The 18,623-nt window shown below is 51.6% G+C and carries 13 protein-coding genes; 10 read left to right on the forward strand and 3 right to left on the reverse strand.

The window, feature by feature from the left end; translation table 11 throughout:
• Positions 1-149: 149 nt before the first annotated feature.
• The 4 genes from Q31b_RS25215 (at position 150) to Q31b_RS25230 (ending at position 4,392) form a co-directional block, all read left to right on the forward strand.
• A complete protein-coding gene (locus Q31b_RS25215) occupies positions 150-917 on the forward strand; it encodes a (Fe-S)-binding protein (protein ID WP_146602446.1) in 768 nt (255 codons plus the stop codon).
• Positions 918-973: 56 nt separating this feature from the next.
• Positions 974-2,410, forward strand: coding sequence for a lactate utilization protein B (locus tag Q31b_RS25220; protein WP_146602447.1), 1,437 nt, complete (start codon positions 974-976; stop codon positions 2,408-2,410).
• A 5-nt stretch (positions 2,411-2,415) separates the two neighbouring features.
• Complete coding sequence (locus Q31b_RS25225) at positions 2,416-3,045, forward strand: LutC/YkgG family protein (RefSeq protein ID WP_146602448.1); 630 nt, start codon at positions 2,416-2,418, stop codon at positions 3,043-3,045.
• Positions 3,046-3,786: 741 nt separating this feature from the next.
• The gene (locus Q31b_RS25230) at positions 3,787-4,392 is read left to right on the forward strand and encodes a hypothetical protein (protein ID WP_146602449.1); all 606 of its coding nucleotides are present in this window, start codon (positions 3,787-3,789) and stop codon (positions 4,390-4,392) included.
• Between the two features lie 666 nt (positions 4,393-5,058).
• On the opposite strand, the gene Q31b_RS25235 is transcribed toward Q31b_RS25230, so the two are convergent.
• Complete coding sequence (locus Q31b_RS25235; RefSeq protein WP_146602450.1) at positions 5,059-6,669, reverse strand: SulP family inorganic anion transporter; 1,611 nt, start codon at positions 6,667-6,669, stop codon at positions 5,059-5,061.
• A gap of 322 nt (positions 6,670-6,991) precedes the next feature.
• On the opposite strand from Q31b_RS25235, the gene Q31b_RS25240 reads away from it, so the two are divergent.
• Positions 6,992-8,050, forward strand: coding sequence for a DUF4272 domain-containing protein (locus Q31b_RS25240; protein ID WP_146602451.1), 1,059 nt, complete (start codon positions 6,992-6,994; stop codon positions 8,048-8,050).
• 100 nt (positions 8,051-8,150) lie between these two features.
• Here the strand turns inward: Q31b_RS25240 and Q31b_RS25245 are convergent, their stop codons facing one another.
• Positions 8,151-10,196: a putative bifunctional diguanylate cyclase/phosphodiesterase gene (locus Q31b_RS25245; protein WP_146602452.1), complete on the reverse strand. Its 2,046-nt coding sequence runs from the start codon at positions 10,194-10,196 to the stop codon at positions 8,151-8,153.
• A 391-nt stretch (positions 10,197-10,587) separates the two neighbouring features.
• Between Q31b_RS25245 and tgt the strand changes: the two genes are divergently transcribed.
• Positions 10,588-11,727, forward strand: coding sequence for a tRNA guanosine(34) transglycosylase Tgt (gene tgt, locus Q31b_RS25250; RefSeq protein WP_146602453.1), 1,140 nt, complete (start codon positions 10,588-10,590; stop codon positions 11,725-11,727).
• 308 nt (positions 11,728-12,035) lie between these two features.
• Here tgt and Q31b_RS25255 read toward each other — a convergent pair whose 3' ends face one another.
• Positions 12,036-14,975 (reverse strand): Calx-beta domain-containing protein, encoded by a 2,940-nt coding sequence (locus tag Q31b_RS25255; protein WP_146602454.1) that lies wholly within the window; start codon positions 14,973-14,975, stop codon positions 12,036-12,038.
• Positions 14,976-15,291: 316 nt separating this feature from the next.
• On the opposite strand from Q31b_RS25255, the gene Q31b_RS25260 reads away from it, so the two are divergent.
• The 4 genes from Q31b_RS25260 to Q31b_RS25275 all read left to right on the forward strand — a co-directional run bounded on the left by Q31b_RS25260 (position 15,292) and on the right by Q31b_RS25275 (position 18,612).
• Positions 15,292-15,969 carry a hypothetical protein gene (locus Q31b_RS25260; RefSeq protein ID WP_146602455.1) on the forward strand — a complete coding sequence of 226 codons (678 nt, stop codon included), beginning with the start codon at positions 15,292-15,294 and terminating at the stop codon, positions 15,967-15,969.
• Positions 15,970-16,018: 49 nt separating this feature from the next.
• Positions 16,019-16,378 (forward strand): histidine kinase, encoded by a 360-nt coding sequence (locus Q31b_RS25265; protein ID WP_146602456.1) that lies wholly within the window; start codon positions 16,019-16,021, stop codon positions 16,376-16,378.
• 209 nt (positions 16,379-16,587) lie between these two features.
• Positions 16,588-17,883 carry a PQQ-binding-like beta-propeller repeat protein gene (locus Q31b_RS25270; protein ID WP_146602457.1) on the forward strand — a complete coding sequence of 432 codons (1,296 nt, stop codon included), beginning with the start codon at positions 16,588-16,590 and terminating at the stop codon, positions 17,881-17,883.
• Between the two features lie 183 nt (positions 17,884-18,066).
• Positions 18,067-18,612, forward strand: a complete 546-nt coding sequence (locus tag Q31b_RS25275; protein ID WP_146602458.1) for a hypothetical protein — start codon at positions 18,067-18,069, stop codon at positions 18,610-18,612.
• Positions 18,613-18,623: the final 11 nt, after the last annotated feature.

Below are 18,623 nucleotides of genomic sequence, written 5' to 3' on the forward strand. Positions count from 1 at the left end.
TTGATTTTTCGGCTTGGCAAAAGAGTGGCTGGGGCCATCTTGCTCCAGGAAGCTGCGACTGGAAGCCGCAGCCACGAAAGATTCTTACCCTAATTCTTCGTTGTGACAAAGCACTAGCATTCTTCTGCTCATAACGATTGGCGATCCCTATGGCTGTTGCACTATTCATCCCCTGTTATCTTGACCAATTCTATCCCAATGTTGCGATTGCGACGTTGGAGTTGTTGGAGAGTTTAGGACTAGATGTCGTTTTCCCGACTGACCAAACCTGTTGCGGCCAACCGATGGCGAATACTGGTTGCAACAATGATTGTGCTCCGGTCGCTCGTCGTTTTGTCGAGATATTTTCACCCTATGAAACGATCGTATGTCCCTCGGGTTCTTGCACTTCGATGGTCCGAAACCACTACGACGACTATTTTGAAAAGGGTGACGAAAAGTTCCAGCACGTCAAGAATCGGACTTTCGATTTGTGTGAGTTTCTTTACGACGAGCTAAAGATCAAAGAGTTGAAGAGCGACGGAAAGCCCGTTCGCTTTCCGCACAAAGTATCGCTACATCAAAGTTGCCATGGGCTTCGTGAATTGCGACTCAGTTCATGCAGCGAGAACATGACCAAACGAGAAAACAAGGTTCGAGGTCTGTTGGATTTGGTCGAAGGTATCGAGTGGTGCACGCTCAGCCGGGTTGACGAATGCTGTGGTTTTGGTGGAACCTTTGCGGTGAACGAACCGGACGTATCGGCGTCGATGGGGCGTGACCGCATTGCCGATCATGTGGCATCGGGCAGCGAGGTGATGGTATCGGCCGATATGAGCTGTCTGATGCACCTTCAAGGCCTGATTCGCCGCGAAAAAACGCCAATCCAAGTGATGCATGTTGCCGAGATTTTGGCCGGCCGCCCCCTTCCAAGCTAGGCGCTACCGAGCCTGACGGTGAGTTCTCTTTTTCGATTCCTTTGGGAAGCAAGTTAATGACTCAAGTAGCATTGCCGATTGTTGATCGACCGGCTGAAAAAAAGATTAAACTCGATCATACCAACGCCGCGCGAGCGTTTGTAACCAATCCCGATCGTGCTCCTTGGCACGACGAGTCGCTGTGGTTTGTTCGCAGTAAACGAGATAAGCAAGCTTCGATTATTCCCGAATGGGAGTACCTTCGCTCGTTAGCATCACAGGTTAAAACGGCAACCATCGCCAATCTAGGCGATTACCTGGTCGAGTTCGAACGCAATGCCACCGACGCGGGGGCGGTCGTCCACTGGGCCGCGGATGCGAAAGAGCATAACCGTATCGTGCTGGGTATCCTGCGAGACCACGAAACCACGAAAATTGTCAAAAGCAAGTCGATGCTGACGGAGGAGTGCGGATTAAATCACTTCTTGGAAGACAACGGGATCGATGTCGTCGATACCGACTTGGGTGAACGAATTGTTCAACTACGTCACGAAACGCCGAGTCATATCGTGTTGCCGGCGATCCATCTTAAAAAGGAAGAGGTCGGGGAAACGTTTCACGAGCATTTGGGTACCGAAAAAGGCGCAAAGGATCCAAAATACTTAGCCGAAGCCGCTCGCGGTCACCTGCGTGACAAATTCCTGGCTGGCGAAGTCGGAATCACGGGAGTCAACTTTGGAATTGCCGAAACAGGCGGAGTGGTCGTTTGCACGAACGAAGGAAACGCAGATTTAGGAGCATCCTTGCCACGAGTCCACATTGCCTGCATGGGGATTGAAAAACTAGTGCCTCGGTTGCATGATTTGGGGATTTTTACTCGCCTATTGGGCCGATCGGCCACCGGGCAACCGATCACAGCATACACCTCGCACTTTCATGGCCCGCGTGACGAGAACAGTGAGCTACACATTGTCTTGGTCGACAATGGGCGTAGCAAATTGCGGCAAAGCGATGAATTCCGGGCCGCAATGCACTGCATCCGCTGCGGTGCCTGCATGAATACTTGCCCGGTATATCGTCGCAGTGGTGGACATAGCTATCAGGCGACCGTTCCAGGCCCGATCGGATCGGTGTTGTCGCCGACGCGTGACCTGAAGGAGCATAAAAGTTTACCTTATGCGTGTAGCCTCTGCGGTTCCTGTACGGACGTATGCCCGGTAAAAATCCCGCTGCATCACCAACTATTGGCGTGGCGAAAAGAGATTGGCTTCATGAATTTGCTTTCTTATGACAAGCGAATAAGCATGAAGGCAGCGTCGATTTTGTTTCGTAGTGCCAAGTTGTTTTCATTTGCAGGCTGGGTCGGGCGGAAGGCGTTAAAGGTGTTGCCGCATTGGGTCACCCATCAGCGATTCAACACGTGGACGATCGCTCGAGAGTTACCGAAGCCACCCAAGGAAAGCTTCCGCAGTTGGTACGCAAAAAACCGAAATTCTGAAACACCCAAAGGCTAATCCCCATGATCCAACCGATTGAGCCCATCCAAACGGCGACGACGAAGAGTCGTCAAACGATCCTCGACCGCTTGATGGCCAAAGAGGTCGAGTCGCCCGGTTTGCCGACCCCCGATCCATCCAAACTAACTCGCTTTGATGACCCACTAGCGAAGTTCTCGGAGATCTTAGAAGGGGTGGGTGGTCAAGTGCACTTGATCGATGATCCGCGGCAGGTTGCCGAGATCCTTGGCAAAACCGAGGTCTTTTCAAATGCGGAACGGATTGTTTCCCTTGTTCCCGAAGCGGTGGACAATTCGTTCGACATTTCATCGATCGATGATCCGCACGACCTGGCGGCTGTCGATTGGACGATCGCCCGAGGGGAGTTCTTTGTCGCGGAAAACGGTTCGATTTGGATCGAAGGCCAATCGCTGCCGCATCGCGTGCTGCTTTTCATCGCTCAGTATCTAGCGATCGTCGTATCTCGTCGTGAGTTCGTGCACCATATGCACGATGCCTACGCTCGTATTGAGGCTCCCAAATCACCTTTTGGCGTGTTCGTTTCTGGACCGAGCAAGACGGCTGATATCGAGCAGTCGCTGGTACTCGGGGCTCACGGATGCCGTGCATTGCAGGTGTTTTTGACACCCTAGTGCTTCAACAGTGCTTCAACCAGATTGAAAATTAGGGTTGGTCGTAGTGGACGAGGTTGCGAGTCCCTGACTGCTCCCTTACTGCACAGCGGTCCAAAAGGACTCGTTAGGGCATCTTACCCCCGTAAGCTGTGGCTGGAAGTCACCGCCAGGAAAGATGATTCCCCTCATTCTTTATCCCTAAAGTGTTGACGAAGGCGATCGCGGCGGTTCATCAAGAAGAACGACACTTCTCGCTAATTGCTACCATGATTAGCAAAAGAATCGCACTCGCACTCCAGCTCAATGAAATGTTACTCCTACTCGGACGCCCACGACACTTCGAGTACGAGTGCCGCCGAGGGATAGACGAGTGTTCGTAAGTGCAGTTTTCGGTTTTTTGGCGTCACGGGCTGTCGATTTAATCGGTTTGACTCGACTTATTGTTTAACGACAAGCCATAGGCGACCGCTTATGGAAAAGCTGGCGCCTTCGGCTAAGCGTTAAACGATTAAATCGACAGCCCCGTCAAGCGGCGGTGGCGATCAGCGAGAAGTATCCTAAATTCCTGCAAAAAAAGCGTTCCAGCGGTATCGTTTGGCCTAAATTCAGGAACTTTCGGAATTATCCGCAAGATCCTCCTAAATTGACACGATACTACAAGCAAGCAGAATGCGGTTTCCCGGTTTCAATAACCTCGCGTGCTGCGAGTGGAACCCGGAAGAACCGCGAACGATAACGAAACCACGGAAGGTTGCTCGGATGAAGACTCCTGTTTTAACTAGAACACACAGCACGCTTGTCGGTCAATTGGCATTGTGTACTCTCGCGATCATGGCGATTGGATCGAGCGGTTGCTATGGCATTGGAGCCGCAAATTCCTTTAACCTTGGTTTTTTAGGTTGGCCGATTCCAGTTAGTCCTTATTACCAACACAAGCAAGAAGAGAAGTTCTGGATGCAGGAACGCTATGATCGTGTTCCAATTCTCGGTCCAACCACTTCAGGTGGTCCTGTGGTCGCACTCGATCCACCGAGCGATGATGAAGTCATTCATGCTCTCGAATCGGCTCGTCCGGTTGAAGGCGGAATTCCACTGCTTTGGGAGACTCAACGCAATGACGTTCGAATCATTAAGGAAAAGATCGCCGATTACGTCGATCCACCACGCTTCTATCCACTGATTGGGCCTGCTCAGTTGCACCACGCACATTACAAGTGCACGATCTACTTCGACGAACGGACAACGGTTGGGTATCCGGTTCCGTATACACTGCATGACCGCGAAGCGATCGAGGTGGTGTACATCGACCACAACCACTTCCACATGGTTGGCGACGTTGATCCGTACACGACGCCAAACCTGTAAAAAACAGAACTGCCGATTGGTTAAAAGGCTCGTGCTTAGGCACCGCTTGATACTCGGCTAGGCAAAAGAGTGGCTGGGGCATCTTGCCCCAGTAAGCTGCGGCTAGAAGCCGCAGTCACGAAAAATTCTAACCCTCACTCTTGTATCTTGCCCCAGTAAGCTGCGGCTAGAAGCCGCAGCCACGAAAAATTCTTATGCTCTCTCTTGCATCTTGCCGCAGTAAGCTGCGGCTAGAAGCCGCAGTCACGAAAAATTCTTATGCTCTCTCTTGCATCTTGCCCCAGTAAGCTGCGGCTAGAAGCCGCAGCCACGAAAAATTCTTATGCTCTCTCTTGCATCTTGCCCCAGTAAGCTGCGGCTAGAAGCCGCAGCCACGAAAAATTCTTATGCTCTCTCTTGCATCTTGCCCCAGTAAGCTGCGGCTAGAAGCCGCAGTCACGAAAAATTCTTATGCTCTCTCTTGCATCTTGCCCCAGTAAGCTGCGGCTAGAAGCCGCAGTCACGAAAAATTCTTATCCTCTCTCTTGTATCTTGCCCCAGTAAGCTGCGGCTAGAAGCCGCAGTCACTCCGAAACGTGTAGGGTGGGTCGACCCAGGAGAGGCCCGGCATCGCGCTGCTCGCCTACATGCACAAGCGACTTGACCTTGTCGAAGCGTCGGTGAAAACTAGCCCAATCGGTCGGTCGCGACGTGGTAATGGGGGTCTTCCGACACGTTGACTTCGACCAAGTCTCCTGCTCGATCGAGAAGCAGTTTGCACTCTTCGCTGAGATGGGTCAAATGCAGTCGTTTCCCAAGCGTTTGGTACTTTTCGGCAAGCACGTTGATCGCCTCGAGAGCGGATTGGTCGTAGACCCGTGTGTAATAAAAATCAATGACCACGTCGTTTGGATCTTTGGACGGATCGAACAATTCTTTGAACGAGGACACAGAAGCAAAAAACAACGGTCCATGTAACTGGTAAATTTTGCTACCGAATTCGTTGATTTGGATATCGGCTCCCAGATGCAAAGCATGTTTCCATGAAAAGACAAGCGCTGAGACGATCACGCCGAGTATCACAGCGGCGGCTAAGTTGTGCATAACGATCGTATACCCAGCCACCAACACCATAACCGCCATGTCGCTAAACGGCATGCGATGGAACATTTTGAGCGATGCCCACTCGAATGTCCCGATCACGACCATGAACATCACCCCGACCAGTGCGGCCATCGGTATTCGTTCAATGACAGGTGCGAGAAACAAGATAAAGAGCAGCAAACAGACGGCGGCCGTGATTCCTGACAAACGCCCGCGGCCACCTGAGTTGACGTTGATCAGTGATTGGCCAATCATCGCACACCCACCCATACCGCCGAACAAACCACAAACGATATTTGCCGTCCCTTGGCCAATACATTCTTGGTTTCCGCGACCACGTGTCTCCGTAATTTCGTCTACCAACGTCAACGTCATCAGTGATTCGATCAAACCGACGCCTGCAAGCATCAGGGCGATGGGAAAAATGATCTCGAGTGTTTCCATGTTGAGTGGCGGCATGGTGTACTCGAGAAAAAACAACGTTGGCAAATCGCCTTTGATCGAAACGGCTTCAACCGTAGACGGATCGACTGCAGCAGCCTTCGAGTTGCTCGTCAACATGTCGCCAACGGTTGCGACCCTATTGGTTGAAGAGGTCGAATTGATCGCCAAAGAGATCAGGGTAATCGATAAGATGGCGGCCAAGGATGCAGGAATCGCTTTGGTAAATCGCGGCAACAACCAAATGATCGCCATCGTCGCCAAGGCGAGCAAAAGCATGATCACCAAAGGCAAACCGCTAAGGTAACTGAGTTCGCCGGTCGACGCATTAAAGGTCTTGAAGGAATCGAGTTGAGCCATTCCGATGACGATCGCCAAGCCATTCACAAATCCCAACATGACGGGATGGGGGACCAAACGGATCAATTTCCCTAATTTGGCAGTGCCAATGACGATTTGGATCACACCACATAGCACAATCGTGGGAAACAAGTATTCGATACCATGATCCTTCACCAAAATGGTCACTAAAACGGCCATCGCTGCGGTTGCGCCCGAAATCATTCCAGGCCGCCCACCGAAGATCGCGGTAATGAGTCCGATGAAAAACGCGGAATAAAGGCCGATGATCGGTGATACGTGAGCAACAAATGCGAACGCAATCGCCTCGGGAACCAATGCGAGCGAGACAGTTAAACCGGATAGGATGTCGTTCTTAGCCGTCGCGGACTGCGACCGGAAAAAGTTGAGCATGAACGTCTTTGGTAGATGGCTGACAAACGGAATAGGTCTACGACGGACCCTCAAAACAAGTCCCGGACTATAGTTTCACTCTCGGGTGTGTCAATAATGCACATGGGTTAAAGTAGTACGTGAGGCAAAGGGTCTGTTTGCTTCGGACGCCACGAAAGTAAAGATACGCCCCGTTAATCACAGGCCGAGTGGAAATTCACGACGAGACCGACAAAAGACGTTGCACCCGAGTCGAAAAAGGTTTTGGAAAAAGTTATTGAATTGCTCATGGTCGTGGCTGAGACGGAAACAAACTCCGCAACGGTTCTTCTAAAACAACACTTTGATCGCGAACGATATGCCGCTACAAATTCACGCTTACAGCACGTTACGGATGCCCATCGCCCCGGACTTCCCCTGCCGATCGCTTCACCAGGAACATCGTTTGGATGCGCATCTGCCCCCCTCTCTTCAAGAATTGATGAATCGGGTGATGGAGGGTGGCAACCGAGAAATGACGCAGTCGCTGTATGCTGTGATGAGACATATTGAACGAGTCCATCATCATTACAGGTTCGAGATTGCCGAAGCGGAATTGCAGCAAATATCCAAGTGGGCATGGGAAAGCAATTCGATTCTGGTTTACCCTGATCGGTCGGTACGTGATCCCGCGGGGCACCGATTGGTGGATACGGAAACAGGTTTGCCCGACGAACATGCCAAGATCCCTTTTCCGGTCGATGCTCGCGAGCGGAAATTGGTCAGCGAGCAAACGCTACGCAATCGCTTAATCGATACCCCTGAATCGTTGCCTCCGGTGATCAGTGAGCTGGAGGTTGAGTTTCGTGATGCGGATGAAGTGGCGTGGCGTTGCTTAGCACTTTTCATGGTTGCGGTGCGAGCAGAATCGTTGTCCGCCGGAAAGCCGATTCCGATTGGCAAACTACGTGAAAAATCGCCGATGGCCTTTGAAGCCCTCACCCCCAACGAAATCGAATTTTTAAACACGGACCATCCCGACCAGCAAAGCGTCGTCAACTTTCTATGGCGTTATGAAGCGTTGTTTACTCTTCAATGGGCACTTGGAATGCACGCACACATGCCGTTCCCCGACGAGATTTGTGATGTACCCAAAGTTGCCGAGTTACAAATCGCCCAGCCAAACCGATTGCAGGTCGCCGAGGCGGAGCTGCGTCAAGGATCAAGCCATGCAAGCCGAGAGCTTTTAGATGCCGTGGACATGAACTATCGGATGCTATGGGCGGCTCGCAATGCGAAAGTTCACGATCAAACGCCGCCATCCGGGATCGATGGGGGCGTGATTAGCGAACGGCAACATGCTCTTAATTGGATCATCCAATTCGAGAATGCCGATTGGGATGATGTCGATATCCCGTCCTAAGAGCTTCAAAATTCAAGGCGGCTTCGTCGCAATGTCGCTGCGAAAAACATCAAACGCAGCGATGATGGATGAAGAACGGAATTCATTTCGTTCTACTCGGCTAAATACTTTCACCCAAATAGACGTTCACAGGTAAGCGTTCGTATTGGCAAAACCCGAAACGAGGGTTGAGGACAGGGTTCAATTCATCGGTTTGAAACATCTCGACAATCTCGTCGATCGATTTCGGTTTGCTGTACAAATATCCTTGGCCGTGATCGCAATCCAAGTCTCGTAGTTGTTTTAATTGGCGAGTTGTTTCAATGCCTTCCGCGATCACTCGGGTACCCAGATTATGTGCCAATGTGATGATGGCATGGATAATCGACTCGTAGTCGTCGCCTGGTTCCATCGTGGAAACAAACGAACGATCAATTTTCAGAACGTCAATGGGAAAACGATGCAAACAACTTAGCGACGAGTGCCCTGTGCCGAAATCGTCCATATGAATCTGCACGCCCAGTTGGCTGATTTTGTATAGTTTGTCTGCGATTTCTTCAGGGCTTTCCATGATCAACGACTCGGTGATTTCCAGGTTCAGTTGACTTGCTGGAATTCGTTCGGTTTCGAGCACATCGACGAGAATGTCTACGAAATCAGAATCCGCGATCTGCCGTTTCGAAACATTGACACTGATTGGAATGGGTAGGCCAAAGCATTTCGATCCATTCATTTGGCGGATCGTACGGCAGGCTTCTTCGAGGATCCAACGTCCGATTGGAACAATCAAACCGGTTTCTTCCGCAACGGGAATGAAGTCGACTGGACTAATGAGTCCTTTGACGGGATGTTCCCACCGCACCAGTGATTCGAGTGCACGCAGGTTTCCGGTGCGAAGATCGAAGATCGGTTGATAGACGAGCCGAAGTCCTCCTTCGGCGAGAACGCTCCGCAATGACTCTTCCAATTCCAATCGTTTGGACATCGACGCGTGCATGGCATGGTCAAAGACGGCAATGCAGTGCTTGCCGCTAGCCTTCGCTCGGTACATCGCCAAATCGGCATTCCGCATCAACTCTTCAGGGGTCGATGCGACCTCGCTACAATAGGCGATCCCGATACTCGCCCCGAGCGACAATTCATGTTCGAGAACGTGATAGACTTGGCAAAGTGCGAATCTTATCTCTTCCGCAAAAAGCAGGATGTCGTTTTCGCTGTTTTGGTTGACCAGGTAGACAACAAACTCATCCCCCCCAAGACGGGCAACGACGCTTTCAAGCGAGGCGATTGTGCTTGGATTGTTTGATGACAAAGAATCCAAGCAGCTTTGGACCGAAGCGTCCTGGTTGATCCGATCGACCGCTGCCTGCAATCGCTGTGCAACTTGAACTAACAATGCATCTCCAACCGCGTGCCCCAAGCTATCGTTGATGACTTTGAAATTATCAAGATCCAAGAACACGAGTGCGGCTACCGAATCCGCTTTACTGTGTTCTAAATGGAAGCACTCGGTAAGCTTCTGTTTCAAGAAGTCCCGGTTGGGAAGTTTGGTCAATTGGTCGTGAGTCGCGGCATGCTGCAGTTCCGTTTCTATCGACACACGGTTGCCGATTTCAATTTGCAATTGGTCGTTGGCGTCGCGAAGCCGTTCGATTTGAATGCGACTTTCCATGAGGGCGCGACGTTTCTGAGTCATCGCCACCGTGAGTTGTAAAACATCCTCGTCAACAAACGGTTTCTTCAAGAGGAGTAGGTTATCGACAAATCCAAAACGTTCAATCACGTCGGACCAGGAATACTCGCCATCTACAGGACACAAGATCACCTGCAACGTCGGATCGATTTCCCAAAGTCGTTCGACCGTTTCGATACCGCTGATCCCAGGTGGCATTTCCGAATCAACAAAAGCCACTTCAAAGGGGTCGCCTGCTAAGAGAGCTTGCTTGGCGAGAGCGATAGCTTGCTCACCTTGTAGTGCGTGGCAAAGTTCAAAGCGTTGTTGTGGTGAGGCAGTGATATAATCCACTTCTGAATCATGGACAATGTCATCGGTCAACGAATTTGCCGCCTTTAACACGGTCAAGATGTTTTGATACGAATCGAGAACGATCTGTTGGTCATCGACCAACAGAACTCGGCACGGTTCGAACGAATCAAGACAACGCATCTAAATCACCCTTTTTTTCGGTTTGACCTAAACGACAGGCAACACAACCCGCTAATACGCAGGCGGATGTTGGCTGTGACAAATCGATCAAACACACTATATTTACCCCGTTTCAGTCAACTGCCCCATGACACATTGGTCGAATGAATTGAAAAAACGATGTGGTTGACTCAAGAAGACTAGGTTGTGCAAAAGCATCGGCGCACTGATTTGCACACCCGGACGCTCACAATTTGTTATTTCCAGCCGGTGCAATTGGTACATTCATTCGGACGGCCCCGATAGATAGCTATCCGGGGGGGAATTCGACGTTTCTCGGAAACGATGCCCAGCCTTTCACCTATTCTTCTATCCTCGTTCTTCTACTCTCGCAGAGACAAAAGCCCAGCGGATGAGTCATTTCCAGTACAACATTCATCATCAAGACCCGGCGACCGCGGCTCGCCGAGGCGTTTTTACAACCCCCCACGGCCGCGTCCAAACGCCAGGGTTTATGCCGGTCGGCACACAAGCCACGGTGAAGGGATTGACGATTGATCAGGTTGCTGCGACCGGAGCGGAGATGATCTTGGGCAACACCTATCACTTAGCACTCCGTCCGGGGCATGAAACCGTGCGACGGCTTGGCGGGCTACATGGGATGACCCTTTGGCAAGGCCCGATTTTGACCGACAGTGGTGGGTTTCAGATTTTCAGTTTAGAAGGGATCCGAGAAGTTAGTGAACAACAGGCAACGTTTCGCAGCCATATCGATGGGGCTATCATTCAACTAACGCCTGAACATAGCATTGAAATTCAAGAGTCACTCGGTAGCGATGTCGCAATGGTTTTGGATCATGTGGTCGCCTTGCCTGCCGAACCGGATGCGGTCGTTGATGCCATGGAACGCTCGATTCGCTGGGCCAAGCGATGTTTGAATGCGGCGACACGCGACGACCAAGCTCGCTTTGCGATCGTGCAAGGCGGTTTGGACGCCAAACTTCGTGCCGAGTGTGCAACCGAACTTTCAAGCCTGGCTTTTGAAGGCTTTGCAATTGGTGGATTGAGTGTCGGTGAGCCGCCCGAGGAAATGTACCGGATCACTGCTGCAACCTGCCCTCATTTGCCAACCGACAAGCCCCGCTACCTTATGGGCGTTGGCACCCCGATCGATTTGCTCGAAAATATTGCCCGCGGTATCGATTTGTTTGATTGCGTGATGCCGACGAGGAATGGACGAAATGCGATGGCCTTTACCGATCGTGGGCAGATAAAGATCCGAAATGCGGTTCATCGCGAGGACACGCGTCCGCTCGACCCCGATTGCCACTGTGTGGCCTGCCGACATAGCCGAGGCTATCTACGTCATTTGTTTATCGCCAAGGAAATGCTCGGGCCGATTTTGTTGTCAATCCACAACTTGACCTATTATCAACGGATCATGGCCGAAGCGCGGGCCGCGATCGAGCTGGGGCGTTTTTCGGAGTATGTTGCAAAGAAGAAAAAAGGTTGGCTGTCTCAACCCACCACAAACGCGGAAACTCGCGGATAACTTGGATCACATTCCTCCATAATCTTTCCGTGATACGTTGCCCCGGTTTCATCGCAAGGCTTCCCGACCCGACGCTGTAGGCAACTTGATGTTCCAATCGACCGATTCGATCCACTCGCTTAGCTATTGAGAACAATCGACTTCCAACACTTTCGTATCGGTGGGTCGAATGCAAGTCCGCATTCTCGTTCTTGAATCTCTAATGCTTTTAGACACGTCATGGGTTGGCGATCGGGACGATGGCTAGTGAGTGCTTCAAGGACATCGGCAACCGTAATCACGGTCATTCACCAAGCAGAGAGCGAATCCTATCGGCCTACCAAATCGGTTTGAATCGTCCATTCGCCGAGCTCCGCCATGATCGAGTCAACATGCTCCCATTCCGATGGCTGGTTCGTATCGTGTTGTCCTTGATATATCGCATCCAAAGAAGCCTGCTCGATTTCGTCGATGTTCGCCTGCGATCGAAGGTTGGATTCAACCGTATTTTCTCCTTCTCCGGTTCCTTCTCTGGTTCCTTCTCTGGCACGATCGTACAAAGTTGAGCTTAATTGCAATCCAGGTGATTCTGTGGAGAGGTCGTCGCTCTGAACCGCTTCGTTTTGCCCCCAATCGTTTGACGCCGCGGCAACCTCGCTCAATTGATTGATAACCAACAATGCATCGAACGGCGTAATCGATCCGTCACCGTTGACGTCGTAAGCACGGGTTGAATCCGCAGCCAATTCTCCGTCTGCGACGCTCGCGTCTCGGTCACGGTTTAAATGGTTCACGATAAGTAGCGCATCAAGCGGTGTCGTTTCTCCATTGCCATCAACATCGGTTGGGAACGCAACGGTGCGAAGTCCCGTATCAGGTTCGACTTGTGCTTGCGAAACACCTTCTTCGATCGGCAGGGTGTCGGTAATCGTGATCGTGGTTGACGGTGTCTCGCCAGCGGTCGCGTCGATCGATTCTGCGATCGAGATAACAACGGATTCGCTTGACTCGGTCATCGAGTCGTCGTTTGCCAGCAGCACGATTTGGCCCGTGGTTTCGCCTGGCATAAAGACGATTTCCGAGGGCATGGTGAAATAATCACGTCCGTTGATCGCGCCGCCACTTTCGGGAACTCCGTTTACCCCTGGGATGCTTAGCGAGTACGGAACGCGAACCACATAGTCTCTTGGGTAAGCTAGCGTCGCTGCAATGACAATTTCATTTGCCCGCTGAGTAAACTGGTTGCCAAGCTCGGGCATGAGAATTACCTCTTCGGAAATCGAATCGGTTGGATGATGGAAGGTGATCACCGGTGGTGGATCATCGTTGTCTTCGATCGTAACGGTTTGCGACGTCACATCTCCCAAATCGGCACCGTTTGGAATCCCCAAGGAAACGGTCAACTGTTCGTCCATTTCATGCTCTCGATCATCCGCGATATACACTCGAAAATACCGCTCGGTTTCACCATATTCAAAGCGAACTTGGTTCATCAAGCTGGCATAATCCAAGTCGTAGGTCATCGTTCCTGAGATTGAAAACGGGACCGTAATGATCTCGCTACGCGGTTCAGACAATTCGGCCTTAAACACAACGAACCGAGCATCTTCGCCAACTCGGTCGGTGACCGTTGACAACGTCATCTTAGGAGGTGGAAGAACGTCATTGTTTCGAATGGTAATCGTTTCCGTTGAAATGGCTCCCAGTGTCGCTCCTGACGGAAGCCCCAGTGCGATCGATACCGTCTCGTCATTCTCAACGAACTCATCATCGACAACATTGATCACAATGTTTGCCGACGTCGTGCCAGGTTCAAAGGTCAATGGCGATGCAGAAATCGTGTAGTCGGATCCACTCGAAGCCGTTCCACCGATCGTATACGGAACGGTAATCGTTTTGTCGCTCTGAGATGACAGGACGACTCGAATCGAGAGAGACCCGGCGGACTCGTCAATGGTCCATTCGGGGACCGTAAAGCCAACCTCCGGTGCCGGTGTTTGATCATCGTCAATGATCGCCACCACTTCTCGAATCGCTGTGCCTAATTCAGCACCCGTCGGTGCATCGAGACGCACGATGATCGTTTCGTTTGTTTCAAGAATCAAATCATCGACACTCGCTAGGGAAATCTCTGCGGTTGTCGCACCCGCAGGAATGACGACAAGCGAAAGGGGATCTATCGAATAATCCACGCCGTCACCCGTTGCCGAACCCGCAATGGAGTAGGGAACGGAAACATCGACTTCGGCAACTCTTGACAAGGACACGATGAGAGTTGTCGCACCACCATCTTCCGCAATACTCTCATCAAGCGTGCTGAGCGAAACAAGTGGCAAATCGCTATCGTCGTCAACGATCGTGGTCGTACTAACACTTTCGGCACCGACGGAGGCGTTCGCTGGATTGCCAAGCGCAACAACGACGGTTTCATCTTCCTCTACGACAAAATCGTTCGTGATGGTAATCACAATCTCGGCTGACGTTTCGCCCGCTGGAATGACCAAAGGGCTTGCTGGGACGACAAAGTCACTGGTTAAAGTTGCCGTACCGCCGATCGAGTAGGGGACGACGATCGCTTCATCCGAAGACTTCGACAAAGAGACATTGACGATAAACGACCCGTCCGCTTCGGTAACACTTTGCTCAACGGGCGATGCGGTCACGATCGCTTGATCAGGATCGACCACCCTCAAAACGATGGTTCCGTAGTCAGTGATCGGCAAACGAGCACCGTTAGAATCGACCAACTGGGTTGCTCGAGGATCCAAGGCATTGAAGTCAAGTGTTAAACGATAATCGCCTGCGACCGCAGGCACGGTCACGTCAAACGTGCCAACGGAGGTCGCAGAGCCGATTGCAACGCCACTATCGGACTCGCTGTCGGGGACAGACTCGACACCCCCGCCAACCACATAATCGCCTTGAGTCGATTCGAGGACCCCATCAAAAACATCCGTAAAAACTTCAGACCCGGAGTAGTTGGCCAAAATCAGGTCATTGGAACTATTGCCAAAATTCAAAACAAATGCGCGAATAGGATTCTCGGCGTTCTCGATCGAGGCGACAAAGCGGACGGTCGATTCCGCCGCAACCGAGACGACGTTCAGGCCATTTTCTTGGAACGATGCCCCCGTCGATGGCAATAGGCTCATCGCGGCCAAGAGTCTGCGATCTTCGAGTTGCTCGAATCGAGGCCGAGTCACTTGGGGTTGGGTGCGACGGCGACTGGAACGACGGGGGCGTTGGAAACGTTTCGTCAGGCGGGGCATAAAGAAGATCCTCGGCAAACAAGCAAAACAAGGCAAATAGGAGAAACAGACAAAAGGGAGAGAATGTGCTGATTCTAACTCGCTGAAGGGGCAGAATCTAGGCTCTGTGTGAAAACGCGACGATGTTCGTTGCTGTCGTCGCGGAACTTATCAAGAAAAGAAGTTATCAAGAAAGAAGTTATCAAGAAATTCGGTTCTCGCCAGCAAAGGCTCTCAGCGGGCGAAAGTCTTGGCGACTTTCGCTACGTTTTGGGCGAAAGCGTTGAACCGAATCAGTGTCATCGAATGTTCTGTCTGATTACAGTAGACTTCGGCCATGAATTTTTTATGCCATGCAATACCGTATTTGGACTTGGAAGACCCTTTTGTCATTGCGGGCACAGCAGTCCCCGATTGGCTAAGCGTGGTGGACCGCAAAATTCGTGCTCGCCGCCGGCGTGCCGAGCTGTTTCTGCGCGACGACGACCCGAAAGTAGGCGGGGTCGCGAGAGGGATTGTGGCACACGTTCACGATGATCAATGGTTTCATTCGACCAGGGCGTTCGCGGAAACCAATATGATGTTTGCAGTCCAATTGCGTGATTTGCTGCCAGGTGACGCCGGTTTTCGGCCGACGTTTGTTGGCCATATTGTGACCGAAATGCTGCTCGATGGACTATGGATCGAAGATGATCCCGCGATTGCCGACCGCTACTATCAAATGCTTGGCGACGTTCCCTCGGAACAGATCCAACACGCTTTGAACCTGATTACAGGCAAACCGACTGAGAATTTAGCGAAGGTGGTCGATCGGTTCATTGAAATTCGGTTTCTCGATGACTATCTCGACAATACAAAATTACTTCATCGATTGAATCAGGTCATGAACCGGGTCAAGTTAGCACCGCTTCCCGACTCGCTCCTTGAATGGCTGGTGGACGCCAGAGCTTTCGTACGGCAGCGGCGACCAGAGCTGCTAACCCCAACCGATGGGGTATCCCCGTTTCGATTTTAGGCATGTTCGTTTTGAATGTGTTCTCAGCGACGATTTACAATGGAAAGACATGACCGAAGCCAATTCACCTAGCGTTGTTTTTTTGTCAGGCGACTTAATGTTTGCGTCGCGGGTTCGCGGCGCGGCCGAACAGTCCGGTTACCAATTCCGGTTTGGGGCTTCTTTACCCGAGGGAGATCTTTCTTCGGTAAAATTCGTGATTGTCGACCTGGCAACCCGTAGCAAATTGATTCCTACAATCGTCTCGGAGGTTGTCAACCGGTGCGGAGGAGCAAGACTGATCGCCTACGCGCCTCACGTCCAAATGGACCGAATAAAAGCAGCTCGCGAAGCTGGCGTCCCGGTCGTGTTAACGCGTGGCCAATTGGATGGATCGCTTGGAACACTTTTTAGCGATTTGCCCAAATAGATTTGCCCAAATAACCGAGTGGTGCGTCAAGATCTCGTTTTAGGTTCGTGGATCTTGTTTAAGATCCTGACGCGGAGGCGGTTTCGCAAGAACCACAACCGAACGACTTGGCATGCCATGGAAACATTGACTACAATTTTGATTGTTAATCCTCGCCGTTTCTCGATCCCCCTCCCTCCCCTCCATGCAAGACTAGGATTCCAAAAACCGTGAACCGTCTAATTCTTTGCGTCGCCAATAGTTTATTTTCGCTCATCCTGCTGACGCCATCACTCCATGCCGAAAACTGGAGTCAATGGCGTGGGGAAGATCGAGCAAATCGATCGAGTGAAACCGGTTTGTTTGAAAATTGGGATGCCGACGGTCCGCCGTTGGAGTGGATGGCTGAGGGGCTCGGCAGTGGCTATGCAAATGTTTCTGTGGTTGGCGATCGGATTTACACGTCGGGTGATTTTGAGGATAGCCAAGCGATCATTGCCATCGATGTTGCCGACGGTAGCCTGGTTTGGAAGACACCGATCACCGACAAAAAGCCCAAGCATGGCTATGACGGCAGCCGAACGACTCCGACGGTCGACGGAAATCGCCTCTACGCGGTCTCCAGTGATGGTCGAATCGCTTGCCTAAACGCAAGTGACGGAAATCTAGTATGGGCTCGCGATTTCAGTGACTGGAATGGAAAAATGATGAGCAGCTGGGGGTTTAGCGAATCGCCGCTTGTTGATGGGGACAAAGTGATTTGCACTCCTGGCGGCGTCGACGGCATGGTTGTCGCGCTCGACAAGATGTCGGGGAAACAGATTTGGGCTTGCATCGTCCCTGAACCGACACCGGAAAACGATAGGGAGGCATTGAAGGAAGGGGCAGGTTACTCGTCGCCGATATTGTCGAATGGTGGGGGCGTGAAGCAGTATGTCCAATTGGTCGGAAGAGGGCTGATCGGCATCCGTGCCGAGGACGGAAAAATGCTTTGGCAATACAACCGTGTCGCCAATACGGTCGCAAACATTCCAACCGCAATCATTGATGGCGATTTCGTATTCACCAGTACGGGATACAACACCGGATCGGCACTTTTGAAGCTTTCAGCGGACGGAAATGGTGGCGTGAACGCCGAAGAAATCTATTGGCTCAAGGGACGTACGCTGCAAAACAAACATGGCGGCATTACGTTAGTCGATGGATACCTTTACTGCGGCCACGGAAATGGAAACGGGTTGCCAATCTGTGTCGAGATGGCGACGGGTGAAATCAAGTGGGGGCCAGAACGGACGGAGGGGAAGGGGGAAACCAGCCTTATCTATGCTGACGGACATATCATCTATCGCCGAGAAGATGGCACCATTATGCTGACGAAGGCAGACCCGAGCACTTTCAAAGTGCTCAGTTTTTTCAAGCCACCGTTCCAAGAGGGCAAAAGTTGGGCCCACCCGGTTATTGCCAACGGAAAGCTGTACTTGAGAGAACAAGATAAATTGATCTGTTACCGTCTCAAGGATGGTTAAATACCTTTGTGCCGAGCGGGCGAATGTGCCGAGCGGGCGAAATCGATGGCGATCGGCGAGAAGTGCCTGATTTTTTTAAGAAAATCATTTAGTTTGGCTTTTTTCATTTGCCAAACTCGCGTAGTCTTAAAGCACCTATCTTGTTGCCGTCCGTCTCCCATTCTCTAAAACCGTCGACCGATTTTGACCAACCGAATCGCTCCTATCGCCCTGATCGCCTACATTTTGGGGGGGTGGTTATTACCAGCCGCTCATTATCATGGGCATCCTGCGAACGTTGCTGGGATTGGCGCTGTTCCAGTGCTGCATCAGCATGGCGGTCATTGTGGTCATTCGCCGCGTACGGCAACCGAGGCATCCGAGGCGCCCGAGACATGCGAGACACCCGAGGCATGCGAGACACATCGTGCAGACCGTTGCTCGTCCGGCTTGGCAGGTTGTGGTGGCGACTTAGGTTGTGGTGAATCCACCGATTCCCTTACGCCTGCCCCGGTCGACACCGAGCAGCCCCCACCGACTCAATTGGAAGCGGCGACATACAATGATTGTTGCATAGGGCTTTGCGCTCTTTGCTCAGCAAGAACTCTCTCGAGTGAGCCTGCCGCATTTGGAGCCAATACGGCTCGATGCTCGTTATCGGGCGAACGCATCTCAATAGCAAGTCAGAACGTTCACGTTGGGCGATTGCTCGGCAGCATTTCTTCACGAGGACCACCGATCATTCTTTGAGTTGAATTGTC

This window comes from Novipirellula aureliae, assembly GCF_007860185.1.
Lineage (GTDB): Bacteria > Planctomycetota > Planctomycetia > Pirellulales > Pirellulaceae > Novipirellula_A > Novipirellula_A aureliae.